Source organism: Nostoc sp. DSM 114161 (assembly GCF_052692665.1).
The window spans coordinates 5,214,409-5,232,458 of the sequence record NZ_CP195141.1; the positions used below are offsets into that span (position 1 = coordinate 5,214,409).

Below are 18,050 nucleotides of genomic sequence, written 5' to 3' on the forward strand. Positions count from 1 at the left end.
AATTACTTAGTCTTTTTATTGCAGATATCTACTAAAGGTTTGGAAACTAAATCTTCTAACCCCACTGACTCTAAAAGTGCTTGCCAATTAGCCATGACTGTGCGATCGCTAGGATTAGCAAGACGTTGCTGTACTAAAGTATGCACCGCTTCGTACCAAATACCAGATGTGGCATACACTTGGGACAGTTGTTTGGGATTTGTCGTGGCTATTTGCTTCGATAAATCAGGAGTGGGTTCAATTCGTTCTACCCAACCGTTAATAGCGATTTCCTCTGCTAGTTCGTCTGAACCGCAAGGGATTCCCATATACCAGCGATACTGTTTACCAACTTTGAGACTTGGCGCTTCTTTCGGGAGAGTAAAACCAATAATTCCCGATTGGTTAGGAAGTTTCAAATTCGTTTCGTAGACTATATCTTCACCATCTAGAAGTGAAAAGCGAGCAGTTTGTACTGCTGTCTCTGGTACATACCAGTAAAATGTCGGACGTTCTGCAAAGGTTAAACCATATTTATTCCCAGGCATTAAGGGAGTTGAAGTTTCTTTCCTCTGTAGAAAACAGGAACCACCACGACGACTTGCTCCACCAGTCGTAGTTTGTGGTGCTTTTCGATTTGGCGGGATAAACTTCTGACTAATTTGCCAATGGAATCTCTGGAGTTTAAGCGAAATCGGTGATTCAGCTATTACGATGCTGGGCAAACCAGAAATTATTAATACCACAGAGATAGGAAATGCTGGAAATTTTACAAATTTTTGTATCCAATTCATATTAAGTCCTATTAATTTTCGATCGTTGAACAAAGACAAATATTTGTGATAACAAGAAAAGCCGATATTGAGTTAAATTAACTATTAATGATAAAACCTATATTAACTTCTGTGTAAAAGCTTTGTTAAAGATTTTGCAAAAAAAATAAACTACGTAGTAGTTAGTATGGTAGCCCGGAATTTTTTATCAAAAAGTTACGTAAAATTACGTAATTAATTTTAATGACAGAGAATAGAGCGATCGCTATAGTTGTCTGGTAACTTTGCCTTCTTATGTAATTAGACCCCTTTTCTGAAAAACCTTGTTTGTACTGAGTTTTTACTACTTATGTCAGACAGCTATAGCAGTCCTAAATGAGTTACGAACAAAAAGATCCCCGACTTATTCAAGAAATCGGGGATCTGAGCGCTGCTGTACTAGGTTGAAAATTTTAATAAAACTAACAAAAAGCTGTATTTTCCTGCAACAAATGATTTAATTCAATTCAGAATCAAGTTTAAATCCTATGTTTAGACAAATCCTGGTTAATAATCCCAGTTTTGCTGCTTTCAGGGAAAGTGATATTGACTGGATGCTCAGTGTCGGCAGATGTAGAGAGCATCGTATTGGTGAAGTTCTCATTCAAGAAGGTAAAGAAATTCTTGATACAATAGAAATTTTGCTAGAGGGAGCATTAAGTATTTGTGTTTCTCCCACAGGCAATTTAAAAGACGCACAAGAAATCGATCGCGTATCTCCAGGGGAAATTGTAGAAACTTTATCTTTTATAGATAATCGTCCTCCATCTACTAGTTTTATAGCTCTGGAATCCTCACAGGTATTAGCATTGCCAAGACAATTGTTATTCAAAAAACTGGAGCAAGATACAGATTTTGCCGCGCATTTTTATCAAACAATGGCTGTTTTACTTTCACAGCAATTGCGGGGACTCACTAATTTTCTGACTAAAAACAAAGTAGTCCCAGGAGAACCACTGCGAAAGGTTTTGTTTGTATTTGCTATTTTGAACGATGGCGATATTGATTGGATGATTTCCCAAGGAATAAAAACTCAAGTCAATCCAGGTAAGGTGCTAATTGAAGAAGGAAAACCTGTTGAAGCATTATATATATTAATAGATGGCAAGTTAGGGATTTTTGTTACCACCCCAGACAATAAACTTGTCGAAAGAGAAATTGCTCAATCAGTCAAAGGGGAAATTTTAGGGGAAATGTCTTTTGTAGAAGCAACAAGCGCCTCTGCGACAGTCAAGGCAGCAGAATCTTCTGTATTACTAGCTCTACCACAACAGAAACTAGCTGAAAAATTAAAGCGAGATACAGGATTTACAGCACGTTTTTACAAAGCGATCGCTGTAGTTTTAGTAGATCGGATTCGCGATCGCCTCTTTCGTCGTGGATTTGGAAAATTGGCTTACCAACTAGACCAACTTTTAGCAGAAGATATTGAAGTTGAAGATGAACTCAACTTAGATACATTAGACAATACTGCCCTTGCAGGTGCTAGATTTGACTGGATGATTAAACGTCTGAATCGGCAATCTTGAAGGGGGCAGGAGGCAGAAGGTAGAGGTAAGTAGGAAGTAGCTTTATTAGTCTTCAATTTCGGTCTTAATTAGGAACTTGTACTGAGCGCAGTCGTTGGCGCAGCCTCTCGTAGAGAAGTATTACGAATTAATAAATGAATGGCTGAAAATCAAGATAGTATATTTCGCAAAGAATCACTGGATCGTTTATCTTCTCCAGAAAGATTGGATCAGTTAATGCAGGTAGTTAACCCTTTGGATTGGCTACCTTTGGCGACACTGGGTACTTTTGTGTTATTGGGGTTAATTTGGAGTATTTTTGGACGTATTCCTGTAACAGTAACAGGAAAAGGAATTCTCATTCAACCTAATCAAGTTGTCACTTTTGAGTCGCCAATTTCAGGGCAATTAAAAAGTCTGAATGTCAAAACAGGACAATGTATAGATCGAGGATATATCCTAGCAACAATCGATCCAACGGATTTAAAACAGCAATTGCAACTGCAACGCTCAAAACTAGGACAATTACAAATACAAGAACAAAATTCATCGTTGCTTCAGCGACAACGTACCGCTAAAGAAAAAGAAGCGATCGCATCTGCTAGAGCCAGTTATATTCAACGTTTGCGGGATACTCAGACTCTCACGCCTGCATTCTATGAAAAAGGCTTAAATGCCATCCGCGAACAGCGCATTAGTTTGCAGCAACGGCTCAATGATGCTGTAGCGATCGTACCGATACTCAAAGATCGATTGCAAAAGCGCCAGCAACTCGTAGATGCAGGAGCTATTTCCAAAGATACATATCTACAAGCAGAGCAAGAATATAAACAGGGAACCCAGACCCTATACGATCTGAGAGCGCAGCTCAAACAATTAGATGTACAAGAAACAGAAGCACAGCAGAGATACTTGCAAAATTTGAGTTCCGTAAGCGAACTACAAGCGCAATTGAAAGATTTAGATACAAAAAGCCAACGTATTGAGCAAGAAAACGTCGAAAATATCAATACAAAAATTAATCAAATTCAAGAAGTTAATCGAGCGATCGCTCAATTGGAAAAACAAATATTAGATAATAGTCAGATTGTTAGCCCTAGCAATGGCTGTGTATTAGAAGTAACTGGTTTTGTAGGACAAGTTACTAGTCCGAAAACTCCCCTTGTCACCCTGAACATCGGCGACAAAAACACCCCACTAATTGCCGTTTCCTACTTTAATATCCAAGATGGCAAGCAGATTCAACCAGGAATGACCGTGCAAATCACCCCCACGTCCGTGAAAAGAGAACGCTTTGGCGGCATTGTCGGCAAAGTTATTTCCGTTTCCCCCTTACCTGTGACTAAAGAAGGTGCAAAATCTGTGATTGGCAACTCTGATTTAGTAACCAACATCTTGCCAACTGGTGGCGGAGACATTGAAGTGCGAGCAGAAATGGAAATAACTCCATCTACCTTTAGCGGTTATCGCTGGTCTTCTTCTCAAGGGCCAAAATTAAAAATTTCTGGGGGAACAACTACCAATGTCCGCGTTAAAGTAGCAGAGCAGGCACCAATTACTTATGTCTTGCCCATTTTACGAGAATTTACTGGCATTAACTAAAGTTTAAAAATGGTCTTGTGCAATTGATTCAGCAATTAATTTCCTCAATTCAAAACCTCAATCCCTTACGTAAAAAAGCTCCATCATCAGACCTAGAAACAGCACAAACTAAGATAAACTACCGCGTCAAAACTCCTACCTTATTGCAAATGGAAGCGGTGGAGTGTGGAGCAGCAGCTTTCGGGATTATTTTGGCCTATCATCGCAAAATTGTGCCTTTAGCAGAACTGCGGCAAAATTGCGGGGTTTCTCGTGATGGTAGCAAAGCCTCCAACATGATCAAAGCTGCGAGAAATTGCGGGATGCAAGCCAAAGGTTTTAAAAAGCAGTTGGCGCAATTACAAGAACTTCGTCCGCCATACATTGTTTTCTGGAATTTTAATCATTTCTTAGTAGTAGAAGGATTTAAAAAAGATTGGGTTTATCTCAACGACCCAGCTACGGGGCCGAGGCGAGTCTCCTTCAAAGAATTTGATGAAGCCTATACAGGGGTAGTCTTGGTGATGGAACCAGGCCCAGAATTCCAACGTGGGGGTCGCAAACCTAGCTTAATAGGCGCACTTATCGACCGTTTGCGGGGTTCTTGGGGAGCCATTCTCTATTGTTTTCTGGCAGGATTTTTTCTAGTCATTCCAGGGTTAGTTTTACCAGTTTTTAGTCAAATTTTTGTCGATAATGTTCTGGTAGAAAATCGTGCAGAGTGGTTGCGTCCATTGATTTTGGGAATGACGATCGCTGTGGTTATCCAGGTATTGCTGACATTACTACAAAGACGGTTTCTGAGAAAGCTAAATATTAAGTTATCGGTGGAGATGTCCGGGCAATTTATCCACCATATTCTGCGCTTGCCAGTATCATTTTATTCCCAAAGATTTGCTGGGGAAATTAGCAGTCGAATCAATATCAATACTAAAGTTGCAGAAGTATTATCGGGGCAGTTAGCCAGGACTGTAATTGACGCGATAATGGTGGTATTTTATGCCTTAGTTATGTTTGCTTATGATGGCGTGCTGACTGCGATCGGTATTTGTTTTGCTGCGATTAATATATTCACATTGCAATGGATTTCACGGCAGCGTACAGATATTTATATGCGAATCATCCAAGATAGAGGCAAAGTTGCAGGTACAGAAATTGCTGCTCTTCAAAGTATGGAAACCCTCAAAGCATCAGCTTTGGAATCTGATTTTTTCTCCCGTTGGTCGGGTTACTACACAAAATTTATCAACGGTCAGCAGGAATTAGGCATCACTAATCAAGTACTAGGCGTTTTACCTATTTTATTGACTAGTTTAAGTTCCCTATTAGTTTTAGTTATTGGCGGTCTACGAGTCATGGATGGGCATCTCAGTATCGGGATGTTGATTGCTTTCCAAAGTTTAATGACTAGCTTTTTGACTCCAGTCAACTCTTTGGTGAATTTCGGCAGTACTTTACAGGAACTAGAAGGAGATTTAAATCGGCTCGATGATGTGTTGCAAAACGCAACCGATTCAGAATTGGACAGTCATAATTTACATACCTCCACAACCAAACCTTTAGAATATGCTTCATCTTGCGAACTTAAGGGATATGTAGAATTAAAAAATGTCACATTTGGCTACTCTCGAACAGATGGGCCTCTAATTGAAGACCTGAGTTTTCAATTAAAACCAGGACAGCGAGTAGCCTTAGTTGGTAGTAGTGGTTCTGGTAAATCAACAGTTGCCAAATTAGTAGCGGGACTGTATCAACCTTGGTCGGGAGAAATTCTTTTTGATGGTATCCCCAGACAGCAAATTACTAGGGCGATACTTTCTAATTCTGTGGCAATGGTAGAACAGGAAATTTTTCTTTACGCCGGCACAGTTCGAGATAACTTGACTTTGTGGGATGATACAGTGTCTAACTTTCAATTAGTGCGAGCTTGCAAAGATGCTGCCATTCATGAAGTGATTTTAGCTTTACCTGGGGGATATGAAGGCAATTTACTTGAAGGTGCTGCTAATTTCAGTGGAGGACAGCGCCAGCGTTTAGAAATTGCTCGTGCATTAGTCAACGAGCCGACAATTCTCATTATGGACGAAGCAACCAGCGCCCTAGATGCAGAGACGGAAAAAATTATTGACCGGAATCTGCGGCATCGCGGCTGTTCTTGTATTATTGTGGCTCACCGCCTCAGTACTATCCGGGACTGTGATGAAATCATTGTTTTAGAAAAGGGTAAAGTGGTGCAACGAGGGAACCACAAAGAAATGTCCCAGGTAGATGGTTCTTATGCACGGTTAATTCGGTCAGAGCAAGCAAGTGTTTAGGAATGTATTTGCGATCGCACTCTCTTAAAATACAATACGGTTCAGTTAACGATAATTGTAGGTTGGGTTGAACGAAGTGAAACCCAACAAACCAAGACAATGTTGGGTTTCGTTCCTCAACCCAACCTACACATTTTAAGGTTTTTGGCGCTAACACCAAGCGTATTGCCTTAAAATAACCTCTTAAGATTATGAATTAAGTTATACTTTTCCTACCAAAGACTTGTTCAACATTGCTTCACGTCTTCTCAACTCCCGAATATTCTTGATAGGTTCAAGGCCAAGATATTGCCCACGAATCCTTAAAGATAGGTAGTTCAAAGCGTCCCGGCGATCGCTTTCATTCCCTGCCAAGGATTGGCTTACAGCCTCTAGTTTATTCAACCATTCCAGATGATGCGATCGCACTTGTGTCTCATCTTGCAACAACAGCGATAAGCATTGAACATCAACCGATGGGGCTGGAAATAAATTCGCTAATCGACGATTATAAGGGTTGCGTCCTAAACGATAAGCAATTGACATGGCTGGTTCCAAATACTCAATATAATGCCAGATCATCATCGGCATAAAAATAGTTTCGCCGGGGTAAAGTACCGCGTCAAATGCGTTGGTATATCGGAGAAAATCTGTTTTCTCAGCTTCTGACATATTTTCCAAGAAGATGCCACTTGTACGACATAAATTAGCTTGGTCGATGGCATCTAACTTTTGAGTTTCACGCGGATGAATCAATACAAATCTTTTTGCGCCAAAAACTTGAAACAACAAAACATTACGCTGATCGGCATCATAGTGCAAATGAGCATAGTTATTGCTGGCGGCGACAAACATGTTCGAGTATAAATCGCTCTCATCATTAAAATTTTGGTATAAATTTAGGGGCAATAACTCAAGCAATTTTTGAGGTGTCGGATACTCAACACAAATATCAAGAGTTGTGGGTTGTGCTTGCAGGAAATCAAGATATGCACCCAAGTTCATCATCCGGGGAACATCGCCTGATGTTGAATCTAAAAGATTAGCGATGTAATTTGGGCAGATTTGAATTGGGATCTCAGTCAACCCTGTTCTTACCTTTTCAAGGGTATCCATCTGACGCAGTGATGAATTGTCAAACATATTAGTGATAATCGCTGGGCGCTGCGGCAGAATATACTCTTGGTAAAATACATCTGCTGGAGGTGCTTTGATACGGTCGATGTTGTTGAGAACCATGTTACTTTTAGTGGCTAATATGCCGTAATGCTGCTTTAAGCGAGTTTCTATTGTCAACCTTTGTTTTCTTGATTTAACATTGGCAAAGTTACAACTAATCTAAATATTTCAGACAAATTAAAGCAGCCATAACAGTCCTAAATGATTCGCGATCGACAATTTAGTAGTCAGAACTGGGAAAATGGGGATTGGGTGCAACTCAATGTGGGACTGGTAAGGCATCAGAACGAGGCATTACCAAGCGCCCGCGCCCTATTTGCTCGGCTCGAACCTTTGGTTACTCACTGGCGGAGTAACGATTTGTTGCGCTGGTTTTTCTTTATGAGAAAACCGCCAGATGTCCGGGTGCGCTTTTTTACAACACTGCCTCGGCAACAAGCGATCGCCCAAATCTCCGAACTGATGTATACTCTTGAGCGTGAGAATTTTATTAATCTATTTTTCTTTAGTGACTATGAGCCTGAAAGCGATCGATTTGGTGGGCTTGAAGCCATGAAGTGCGTTCATCAGCACTTCGACGCAGACACTTCAATATGGCTTATACTTGACCATCTCGATCGACATCAACTTAGTGTTATCCCCAAAGACTTACTTTTGCCAACTGTGCTGCACGATCTTTTTAGCCGTGCTTTGTCAGATAGAGTATCTATTCTGGCAGCTTGGCACAGTTTAAGAGCTTTGATTCCTACACTTCCTGAAGCCACAATTCCAACAATTGAACTACTTTCTCTCAAAACTTTGTCTGAGTCTCGAACCGTAGCAGGACAAGAAGCTGATGTGTTACAAAAATATGCAATAGCTAACGACATACTTGCAAAGGAATTAGTTAATCTTCAGCATCTCGGTCAATTGACTGAGGATCTGGCTGATATACTCGCCGCAGTAGCGATGTTCAATTTTCACCGCCACGGGTTTGACTGGCATCGTTCGGGGAAGCTAATTGAAGCTATAATCCGAATCCTTGAGCAAAATGATGAAAGTTCCATCTGCTGAACAAAGTCGGGCTTTGTCTGTTGGGTGTAAGTCTCGGTTTTAAGTAGAAGGACTAAATTAAACTTAGCTTGAGGTTGCCGGGTTTCGACTTCGCTCAACCCTCATTTTCTCAAGGTTCGAGCATTGAGCGCAGCGATGCCCTGAGCTTGCCGTTGGCGAAGCCTCTCGTAGAGAAGGGTCGAAATGCGTCTTCTAAATAATTATGTCCACTTACTTAGAAGCCTTGCTAAGACACAGGATACCGAATATTGCTCGAACGCATACATAATGTGATGGGCTACGAAGGAGAAATGGAAATTGGCGGATATAAAATTTTAAGGTTCAAGCAGCACTATTTTGTCAATTTCAATGTTATTTTTTGTATTATAAAATACAAAATCAATGTTTTATTAGTTACAAAATTTCACCGAACCGATCTAGACACTAGAGCGATCGTTAAGCAATCATTGTATTGACCAATACTAAAACTTAAGTTATATAACTGTTCTGTTGCCTAGCGGTTCAGGAATAATACTTCTGAAGTCGATCGCTTAGCTTCAGATTTAGTTATCTATTCCGAGATACCAAAGTATAAAGCCAACTATCTTATCTTAAGGAGAGTTTAAAATGTCTCAGCAAAGTTTTGTCGAATACTACGAAAATTTTTTAGCGGAACCAAGCAATTCTCAGTTGCGTGAGGCTTTGGATGCTACTGAAGCAGGCGAATTTGCGAGAATTGCTGTGGAACAAGGCCAGTCAAATGGTTTTGATTTTGACGTTGAAGACGTGAAATCTGTAATGATTTCCGCTGAAAGAAAGGTTCTAGGTTTGTCAACTACTTCTCCATCTGTGAATATCCGATCTATTGATAGCGTTAACGGTATTAAAGCAAGACCAGCTAACCGAGAATTATCAGAAGATGAGTTAGAAAGTGTAGCTGGTGGATTGGCTTCATCCACAGTTAAAGAGACAGTTATGTGTTGCTGGTAGCCTTGATTTGAGGCTTGCAGCGTCACTACGAATGAACGTCGTGGCTGAGGGCGTTGTTAAATAAAGATATGTTTTAGGCTGACAAAAGGACAGAATAATATTTGAGATATTGCAGTAACAGCGAAGAAAATTTCTCAGTACTTTTTGCCTTTGAGATAGCACAGTGTTTTCTGATAGTGACGAGTTAAATATCTCAAATGAGTATTTGTGTTCTCAGTTTACCTCGGTATAATATTAGATGTCCGGGGAAAATTTAATAGCTATCAGAATTCACCTCAATTCATATTAATATTTTCATGCAACGCCTATCAGAGAAACGAAATCTTAAGGCACTTCCAAAGAAAGAAATGGAGATGCCTAAGTTTTATTTTGTAAAGCAAGATTAACAACACCAGTCTGATAAAAAGTTAGTTTTAAATTCATCTTTTTTCTGCAACGCTAACCTTTTACTAGAATGGTTTTGACATCGCAATTTTCCAAAGCACTAGTCAAAACTTAATATACTGGGTGCTGAATACGACATATTATAAATCACTGAAATGCATTAAATTGCGGGTACTTATTATTACTTACAGTAATGGTAGGAGAACGAAACAAGCGAATGTGGCAAAATCTGAATGCTCCTAAGCTGAATCTTAATGGCACGTTTCGGGCTGAAGAACCCAATTCTACTTGGGAGAAGTTACAAGGACTTCTGAGTGTTTTTGGCATCACGCGTGTTGCAGATATTACTGGTCTTGACTGCATTGGTATTCCCGTCGCTCAAGCAATTCGTCCTAACGGAAAAGCCTTTTCTGGTTCTCAAGGCAAGGGAATTTCCCTTCTGCTGGCGATGATCTCGGCGGCGATGGAATCTGTGGAGTCTTATCATGCAGAAAACCTTCCAGAACCGGAGATGGTTGCCTCTTATAAAGAAGTCTGCCGACATCATCAGGCAATCGATCCTAGCCTTTTAGAGCCAGGTAAGCGATCGCACTCCTATCATCCCGATCTGCCGTTAGATTGGATTTGTGGAACCGATCTATTTACGGGGGAACCTGTTTACGTACCGCAGGCATATCTTGATTTAGACACCACAACCCAAAAACGCGATACCAATCTTTTCAGCACTTCTAGCAATGGACTAGCATCAGGAAACCATTTACTAGAAGCGATCGCTCATGGATTATTTGAAGTCATTGAACGCGAAGCTGAGTGGCGTTGGTGGCGTTTTCCTCTGGAGAAACGGATTAACTGCTTGGTTGATAGTCAAACCATCCAGTCTCCTTTATTGCAATCCTTACTCCATCAAGTTAAACTTGCCGGGGCGACAGCTGTGGTTACTAACTTAACCTCGACTATCGGGATACCTACTTATAAATGCTTGATTAGTGATAGCGAAAACTGGCATGGACGACCCACAGCAGCAGGCTGGGGATGCCACAGTTCCAAAGAAATAGCCTTAGCACGGGCGATTACTGAAGCAGCTCAGTCACGAGTAACGGTTATTGCAGGTAGTCGAGATGACATTCATCCAGATAGTTATGCCCTTGGGCGCATCAGGATGCCAGGTAGCCCAGCGATGAAGTCTAGCAGCAAAAGACCGATCGCCACCCTGATTGATTTTGAAACTCAGCCTGAGCTGGCGTTTACCCCAACCTTTGCAGAAGAAATTCAACAAATTCTCGATTGTCTGAGTAACCAGGGATTTAAGCAAGCTGTCTTCGTCAATCATACGCGACCGGAGTATGGTATTCCTGTAGTACATGTCATTGTGCCGGGTATGCATCTCCCTTCGTCTTTGTAAAATTTAATATGCACTCGAATTCTTTGGAACCTAGTCAAATTCTCGTCTTTCTTGGGCCTACCCTATCCGTTACCCAAGCCAGTGAAATTTTACCAGCTCGTTACCTTGCTCCTGTGCGTTGTGGCGATATTCTTGCCTGTCTGCGGTTACAGCCGCGTGTAATTGCCATTATTGACGGTTTTTTTGACCAAAGCGCTTCAGTTTGGCATAAGGAGATTCTCTGGGCATTAGAAACAGGAGTGCGAGTATTTGGGGCAAGTAGCATGGGCGCACTCCGAGCCGCCGAACTGGAAGCCTTTGGTATGGAGGGATTTGGAGAGATTTTTGCAGCTTACCGAGAGGGACGGTACATTGGGGATGATGAAGTGGCGATTTTACATAGCAAGCCTGAATCCCAGTTCCAACCCTTGACTGATGCCTTAGTAAACATCCGCGCCACAGTTAACCAGGCAGTAGACAAAAACATTATCGATTTGGCGATCGCTAATTTAATTATCAATTGTGCCAAACGCCAGTTCTTCACTCAACGACATTTGAGCCAAGCGGTGGCTGATGCCGAGGCGCGGGGGGGCGATGGCAAGGTTTTAGCCCAATTTTGGGAATTTGTACAAAATGGTGGGTATGTGGATCGAAAACAGCTAGATGCCGTTGGACTGCTGAAACATCTAGCGGCTATGGTTGGAGAAAGCGATCGCCCTGCTGCCAATAACCAAGTAAACTTTCAACTCAACAAGTCCATTTTCATCGAGGAACTTCAGGCGAGAGTTGCTATCCGCCCATTACGGACAGCATATTCCTGGTTACCTCTGGCTGAAAAAGTATCCCAGGAAGCCAGATTTTTAGGTAGGGTTTATATTCAATTGCGTAATCTCGCGGGGCTACTGCGTTGGTGCGATGCTGTAGCCCAACAAAGGAACCTCCAACCCTCAAAAGCTGATTTAGCTGACGTTTCTAATTCTCAATTATTGGGTTTTTCTCTTAATGAACTAGAGTTACCAGCCCTAGCTGAACGTTTGGGTAGGATTCAGGCATTGCTCAAACTTCATAGCGGACGCGATGCCTTTGCCAAACAGGTAGAGCAACTGTATCAATTCATCCTGACGATTGTTGGTAAAGATATTTCTTCAGCGAAGGAAGAGAGTAATAGCGAAGAAATAACAGTTAGTGCATTAGCGAGTTGCGAACGTAGGTTATACCGTCAGGTTGCCATCCTTTGGGCTTTAGCCGAACAGACAAACAGCCAATCTGAAGCGAGTTTGAGAATTAGCATTACTCAAAAAATTACGCAACACTTTTTCCAAGAAAGGGGAATTACCAACGAGGCGGAATTTCCAGCTTGGCTATCAAGCAACTCCTTCACTGAAGCTGAATTTTCTCAGATGATGGAAGCGATCGCGCGGCTAGAAGGATTTGTGAATGTACCCCGATGGTGGGGGCGAGGCATGAGCAACTATTTTTCAGTCGCTGAGTGCTTTCTTCCCGATGCCTTAAGGCTGTCTGGATTTTATCCAATTTTAAGCAAAATAATTCAGTCGGCCGAACAAACACAAACCGATCCTTGGGAAGCTCAACTGAGAAACTGGCTTCAGGCAAATGCCTTTCCACGGGAATGTAACATTACCCAAGTAGCTTTTTGGCTAGATTTTAGCGAACCAGAAGAATTTGTGAAAAAACTGCAAACCCGCTTGTAAATAAAGCTTATGTTTAGCCCTAACTTTGATTTTGAAAAATTAATTCAACCTATCGATACCGTAACCTTCTTTAAAGAATACTGGGAGCGGCAATCTCTTGTTGTTTCCAGAGGAGAAACAGATTACTATTCAGGTCTGTTTTCCATGAAGGATCTTGACCCTTTGATTCGCTTTACTGGCATTCGCTATTCTGACTTTAAAGTATCTAAATGGGCAGAGAATTTGTCGAATCAAGCCGAAAAATCAGGGGGAAAAGGCTCTATCGATCCCAATGCATCTCCTAGTATTTATCAATTTTATGATGCCTATCATCAAGGCAATACCTTGTGTCTTTTTCATCTACAACAGCATTGGGAAGCGATCGCCATACTTTGCAGAAATCTGGAACAATATCTCAATCATCCCGCGAATGTCAATCTTTACCTAACCCCTAAAACTGCTCAGGGATTTCCTCCCCACTTTGATACACACGATGTTTTTGTGCTCCAGCTTTCTGGAACTAAACTCTGGCGCACCTATGATTCCTACTGGGATTTGCCTTTGCCTGAAGATGCTCGGCGACTACCACAAGAAGTACTGCGGGAACAACTGAACGCGCCCACTCATGAAGTTGAACTCAAGCCAGGTGACTTGTTATATATCCCGCGTGGTTTTGTGCATGAAGTTAAGACTTTGGATAGTTCGTCGCTTCATCTCACCGTAGGTATTCCTGTTTATCGCTGGGTCGATCTGATTCAGGAAGCTTTGACATCGATTGTGCAGCAAAATGTCGAATTTCGCAAAGCAGTTCCTGTTAGCTTTTTGCGTGAGGATAATGCCAGGACACAGACCAAAAATAAATTGACAGATTTACTCAAAACCTTTGCTAATAGCGCCGATATTGACGATGCGGTTGAACGGCTGACCATTAAGTTTATTGGCTCGCTATCTCCACTAGCAGATAGCCATTTCAATAAATTAGACGAGTTGCAACAAATTGACTTGGATACCCTCGTTGTTAAACGCCAAGGAATGATTTGTACAACTGTCAGGAAAGGGGACTTGGTGATGATTCAATTTCCTCAAAACAGAGTTGAAGGGCCGGACTATGTAGAGCCAGCTTTCCGCTTCATTGCCGAATCAAAAGCTGCATTTCCCATCAAATCGTTGCCCGACTTTGCCAGCGACAATAGTAAAATCGTGTTGGTACGCCGTTTGCTCAAAGAAGGATTGTTAACGATTGTTTGATTGGTAAGCTAATCGGCGTTTAAATTGCAAATCAGCCACCTATTTAAATAGACTTCTTGCAGAAGTCGGGAAAAGGGCAAAGGGAAAGGGGGAAAGGTTTGGTATTTTCCCTTTTCCCAATAAAGATGAGTCCCTTTCCCCACAAAAGTGCTTTTTGCATTTTTGCAAGAGGCCTAATGTCTAAAACCCTTCTGCAATAGCCTTAACACCAAACGTATTGCCTTTTATCTACCACTACCACGTTCACCACTGTAAATCACTAACATTGTTATCTCAACCAAAAATAAACGAGAGAATTGTTTAACAGCAGATATACGATTGAATGTTGAATATTGACTGTTAATTATTAATAGTCAACAGCCTATAGGCAAAATTTCACTTTCTCATTTATTACTGCTATATCTACTAGCTTTACTGCTAGAAAATCATTTAAAAACCTAATTTTTACGGATTACGATTTAAGCAAATGCAAACTGTTGTTGGGTTAAATTAGAGGTTTGACAGAACTCGAACGGCTTGCTGAAACCGGATTAGTTCTCTACTGTCATTCCGAGAACTAATCTAAATTATCTAGCAGCTAAAGCTAGTACAGAAAAGTTAAACAACAATCAAATTCTGTATAAGTCGTTTAACTTGTTCTGATACCTAGTATTCCCAACTTATGTACATAATCTATACACTAAAAATAAACTAATTTATTTTTTTCAGGCTAATTTTTATAATTTTAGTTATCAATAATTTTTGCTATTTACATCTGTAAATAGTACTAGATAAAAAATAAATAAGTAAAATTTATCGTATTTTTACATAAAATATAGCAGTTTAAGCAGCGTAAAACTTCAAAATCAAGAGACTTTCAAACCTGTTCGCCGCTATAACGTAAAAATACGATAAATTTTAGAATAACTTGCCTAACATGAATACACTTAGGTAGATGCACTAGTTATCTCTAATAAAAGAGGCGATCGCCTTTTTCACCTGCGGCCCGTTTCCATCTCTCGTATAGTAGCTATAACCTTGGTCGATGAAAGCAGATGTCGTATTTATTAATTGTTCGATAATCTCTTTATGGGTGTTATCCATTTCTTCATTAACATTTTCTTGGGTAAACTGATTTTTGCGCTCCTCTCGCTGCAATAAAATCCGGCTATCTTTATAAGTCTCATTTGGCTTAGCTTTAAATCTCTCGTTTAAATCAAATTGAAGGCGTAAGTAACGTTTAGAATCATATCCACCCATAATTTGACGGCAAATTGTACTACCAATTTCCGATGTCGGCTCCATAAAAATATCAGTCAAATGTTGTGCCCAATCTAAGCCTCTCCATGCTTTTACTTGTTCGTATTGATATGGTTCGCCAGTTTGGCCTGTACCAATAGAAAGCATAGAGATATCTTCCAGTTGCAAATTCTCAAGTTTATATTGTTGTTTAATTGTTTGAGAAACTGAATTAGATTGGCTTACTCTTAATACTAAACTCAGTGCTGCTAGAGAGGGGTTATTAGCACCAACTCCTCCATCAATATGCGGGAATACCCAATGGCCAAATTTGTCTTTATTCAAGCATTCTAATTTATACGGCGGAAAAAAAGTAGGAGCAGAGGCAGAAGCGGTGCATATCTCCCATAAATAGCAATCATCATACCATCTGTCTCCTAGATCGGGATGACAATTCGTAAAAAATGTTGTGTTGCGATAAAGTGTATCGTAAGCAAGAATTAAAATAATAGGTTTTTGAATATCTTTGATTCTCTTGTTTCTATATGCATCTTTCAGAACACGAATAATGCCATCATGAGAATATTTAGGTGGTGAAAATACATCTAAAATTGTTTGAATCATAGATGGCAACTTTTTGTAGCGGTCTTTTCTATTCTGCGGAAATATATCTTTTCCTTTCTCTCGATAAAGTTTCATTAGTTCATAACTGTCTTTTCCTACAGCAATTCCAGCTGTTAATATTGAACCCGTAGAAGTGCCTGCAATCATATCAAAGTATTCGTGTAAAAATTCACCTTTACCCTGAATTCTAATTTCTTGCTCTACTTGTTCGAGTATGCGTGCGCTAATTACTCCACGAATACCACCACCGTCTAAACTAAGAATTTTGAACGACATAGATAACAATTCTCCTTGATTTTTTAATTCTGAATTCAGAATTCGTAATTAAACCACTTTTAGAAGCTTGTGATTTTAACCCAGAACTAGCTAAAGTCAAAAGGGTAAAGAGACGGATACTCATCCTTATCCTCGTCCCCGATCGCGATTTTTCGGAACTGCACTTTTCCTGACTTCTATAAAAGCCAAGTTAATTTATCAAGCAAGTTCTAGTACCAAAGACTTTAAGAGACAAACAATTCAAAATTTAAACAGCTTACTTGATAAACTTTTTAAATTTTGAATTTTGCACAGCAGCACTAAACTTGGCTTTGGTAGATCGAAATCTTGCCAATCCAAGTATTGCTTTGATGTATAATTACTTATGTATTGCGTAAGCTTAAATAAATATTTGCTACAAAAAAGTTAAAGCTTGACCCCGCACTTGGGTATTTACCTGTCCTTTTTCATAAACAATCTCGCCACCGACAATGGTGGTTACAGCCCAGCCGGTGAGGTTCCAGCCTTCAAAAGGACTCCAACCGCACTTGGTTAACAATTCCTCGCGCCGGACTGGACGATATGTGTTTAAATCTACAAGCACCAAATCAGCATCATAACCTGGTGCGATCGCTCCTTTATTAGGAATACCATAAGCCACAGCCACAGCTTTGGACATCCAATTCACAACTTGGGGAACAGTACACTTTCCCTCCATCGCCGCAGTTAACATCAAAGCTAGGGAAGTTTCTACCCCAGGCATTCCCGACGGAGTGTTGGGATATTCTTGTGCTTTTTCCTCCAAGGTGTGGGGTGCATGATCTGTGGCAATAAAATCAATGACGCCATCCCGTAAAGCTTGCCAGAGGACTTCATTATCGTGTGGCGATCGCAAAGGTGGATTCATCTGTGCTAAAGTGCCAATCTGTGCATAAGCGTTGGTGTTTAATAACAAATGCTGTGGCGTCACCTCTGCCGTTACCCAACTCGGTTTATCCTCACGCAGCAACTCTGCTTCATCGGCTGTTGACAGATGCAGAATATGTAAACGACGTTGATATTTTTTAGAAAGTTTTAATGCTAGTTGAGTTGCCAACAAAGCTGCTTGATTATCTTGAATTTGGGAATGAACGGCTACATCGTGAATATTGGCAAATTCTTGGCGTCGTTCGTTGATTCTGGCTTGGTCTTCGGCATGAACAGCAATCAAGCGAGATCCTTTAGCAAATATCGCTTCTAGTGCTGTTTCGCCATCAACCAGCAATTGACCATGCATCGACCCCATAAAAATTTTAATGCCTGGTGTTGGCTTAGCTAGAAGTAAATCTGGTAGATTCTCTGCTGTTGCCCCAACAAAAAAGCCATAATTAACCAAGCACTTTTGGGAGGCACGTTCTAGCTTGTCGTCTAAAGCTTGCTGTGTTGTTGTCAGGGGGCGAGTATTGGGCATTTCTAAAAAAGAAGTCACTCCTCCTTTAGCGCAGGCACAACTGGCGGTGAACAAATCTTCTTTGTGTTCTAATCCTGGTTCGCGGAAATGTACCTGCGGATCGATGACTCCTGGCAACAAAGTTAACCCTTGTGCGTCAATTTCTGTGGCTAGTCCTGTTTGGGAGATTTCTGGTGCCACCTCGACTATTTGGCGATCGCGTGTCAACACGTCCCCAATCATTACTTCACTATTGGGTAGGATAATACGAGCGTGGCGAATCAGTAAACTTTTTGGAGATAACATGGGGGTTAGCAATTCCAATTTAAAATTCAAAATCAGGAAATCTAATCTTGGCAGGTATTCAGGCTACTTCTGGAACAACTTCGTCACCAAGAGCAGCTTACGTTTTACAGATAACTATCCTTTTAGGTTAAACTTAGTC

Annotated in this window: 12 protein-coding genes; 8 read left to right on the plus strand and 4 right to left on the minus strand. The window is 40.8% G+C overall.

Annotated features, from left to right (window positions below; all coding sequences use genetic code 11):
• Positions 1–2: 2 nt before the first annotated feature.
• On the minus strand, positions 3–773 hold the full coding sequence (locus NSTC745_RS22205; RefSeq protein WP_445632880.1) for a DUF928 domain-containing protein: 771 nt from the start codon (positions 771–773) through the stop codon (positions 3–5).
• Between the two features lie 506 nt (positions 774–1,279).
• On the opposite strand from NSTC745_RS22205, the gene NSTC745_RS22210 reads away from it, so the two are divergent.
• The 3 genes from NSTC745_RS22210 (at position 1,280) to NSTC745_RS22220 (ending at position 6,195) form a co-directional block, all read left to right on the plus strand.
• Positions 1,280–2,320, plus strand: coding sequence for a cyclic nucleotide-binding domain-containing protein (locus NSTC745_RS22210; protein WP_445632881.1), 1,041 nt, complete (start codon positions 1,280–1,282; stop codon positions 2,318–2,320).
• Positions 2,321–2,458: 138 nt separating this feature from the next.
• Positions 2,459–3,901 carry an NHLP bacteriocin system secretion protein gene (locus tag NSTC745_RS22215; protein ID WP_445632882.1) on the plus strand — a complete coding sequence of 481 codons (1,443 nt, stop codon included), beginning with the start codon at positions 2,459–2,461 and terminating at the stop codon, positions 3,899–3,901.
• A 149-nt stretch (positions 3,902–4,050) separates the two neighbouring features.
• Positions 4,051–6,195: an NHLP family bacteriocin export ABC transporter peptidase/permease/ATPase subunit gene (locus NSTC745_RS22220; RefSeq protein ID WP_445638661.1), complete on the plus strand. Its 2,145-nt coding sequence runs from the start codon at positions 4,051–4,053 to the stop codon at positions 6,193–6,195.
• Between the two features lie 201 nt (positions 6,196–6,396).
• Here NSTC745_RS22220 and NSTC745_RS22225 read toward each other — a convergent pair whose 3' ends face one another.
• The gene (locus tag NSTC745_RS22225) at positions 6,397–7,470 is read right to left on the minus strand and encodes a cupin-like domain-containing protein (RefSeq protein ID WP_445632883.1); all 1,074 of its coding nucleotides are present in this window, start codon (positions 7,468–7,470) and stop codon (positions 6,397–6,399) included.
• An 84-nt stretch (positions 7,471–7,554) separates the two neighbouring features.
• Between NSTC745_RS22225 and NSTC745_RS22230 the strand changes: the two genes are divergently transcribed.
• The 5 genes from NSTC745_RS22230 to NSTC745_RS22250 all read left to right on the plus strand — a co-directional run bounded on the left by NSTC745_RS22230 (position 7,555) and on the right by NSTC745_RS22250 (position 14,079).
• Positions 7,555–8,406 (plus strand): thiopeptide-type bacteriocin biosynthesis protein, encoded by an 852-nt coding sequence (locus NSTC745_RS22230; RefSeq protein ID WP_445632884.1) that lies wholly within the window; start codon positions 7,555–7,557, stop codon positions 8,404–8,406.
• A 606-nt stretch (positions 8,407–9,012) separates the two neighbouring features.
• Positions 9,013–9,375, plus strand: coding sequence for a hypothetical protein (locus tag NSTC745_RS22235; protein ID WP_445632885.1), 363 nt, complete (start codon positions 9,013–9,015; stop codon positions 9,373–9,375).
• A gap of 601 nt (positions 9,376–9,976) precedes the next feature.
• Positions 9,977–11,161, plus strand: coding sequence for a YcaO-like family protein (locus NSTC745_RS22240; RefSeq protein ID WP_445632886.1), 1,185 nt, complete (start codon positions 9,977–9,979; stop codon positions 11,159–11,161).
• Positions 11,162–11,169: 8 nt separating this feature from the next.
• Positions 11,170–12,852: a TfuA-like protein gene (locus NSTC745_RS22245; RefSeq protein WP_445632887.1), complete on the plus strand. Its 1,683-nt coding sequence runs from the start codon at positions 11,170–11,172 to the stop codon at positions 12,850–12,852.
• Between the two features lie 9 nt (positions 12,853–12,861).
• A complete protein-coding gene (locus tag NSTC745_RS22250) occupies positions 12,862–14,079 on the plus strand; it encodes a cupin domain-containing protein (protein WP_445632888.1) in 1,218 nt (405 codons plus the stop codon).
• Between the two features lie 939 nt (positions 14,080–15,018).
• Here the strand turns inward: NSTC745_RS22250 and NSTC745_RS22255 are convergent.
• Together NSTC745_RS22255 and NSTC745_RS22260 are read right to left on the minus strand one after the other, a co-directional pair.
• Positions 15,019–16,197: a patatin-like phospholipase family protein gene (locus tag NSTC745_RS22255; RefSeq protein WP_445632889.1), complete on the minus strand. Its 1,179-nt coding sequence runs from the start codon at positions 16,195–16,197 to the stop codon at positions 15,019–15,021.
• A gap of 394 nt (positions 16,198–16,591) precedes the next feature.
• A complete protein-coding gene (locus NSTC745_RS22260) occupies positions 16,592–17,911 on the minus strand; it encodes a dihydroorotase (RefSeq protein ID WP_445632890.1) in 1,320 nt (439 codons plus the stop codon).
• Positions 17,912–18,050: the final 139 nt, after the last annotated feature.

Coding starts and splice junctions, on each gene's coding strand:
- NSTC745_RS22205 (WP_445632880.1), bottom strand. CDS start 773: ATGAATTGGATACAAAAATTTGTAAAATTTCCAGCATTTCCTATCTCT.
- NSTC745_RS22210 (WP_445632881.1), top strand. CDS start 1,280: ATGTTTAGACAAATCCTGGTTAATAATCCCAGTTTTGCTGCTTTCAGG.
- NSTC745_RS22215 (WP_445632882.1), top strand. CDS start 2,459: ATGGCTGAAAATCAAGATAGTATATTTCGCAAAGAATCACTGGATCGT.
- NSTC745_RS22220 (WP_445638661.1), top strand. CDS start 4,051: ATGGAAGCGGTGGAGTGTGGAGCAGCAGCTTTCGGGATTATTTTGGCC.
- NSTC745_RS22230 (WP_445632884.1), top strand. CDS start 7,555: ATGATTCGCGATCGACAATTTAGTAGTCAGAACTGGGAAAATGGGGAT.
- NSTC745_RS22235 (WP_445632885.1), top strand. CDS start 9,013: ATGTCTCAGCAAAGTTTTGTCGAATACTACGAAAATTTTTTAGCGGAA.
- NSTC745_RS22240 (WP_445632886.1), top strand. CDS start 9,977: ATGTGGCAAAATCTGAATGCTCCTAAGCTGAATCTTAATGGCACGTTT.
- NSTC745_RS22245 (WP_445632887.1), top strand. CDS start 11,170: ATGCACTCGAATTCTTTGGAACCTAGTCAAATTCTCGTCTTTCTTGGG.
- NSTC745_RS22250 (WP_445632888.1), top strand. CDS start 12,862: ATGTTTAGCCCTAACTTTGATTTTGAAAAATTAATTCAACCTATCGAT.
- NSTC745_RS22255 (WP_445632889.1), bottom strand. CDS start 16,197: ATGTCGTTCAAAATTCTTAGTTTAGACGGTGGTGGTATTCGTGGAGTA.
- NSTC745_RS22260 (WP_445632890.1), bottom strand. CDS start 17,911: ATGTTATCTCCAAAAAGTTTACTGATTCGCCACGCTCGTATTATCCTA.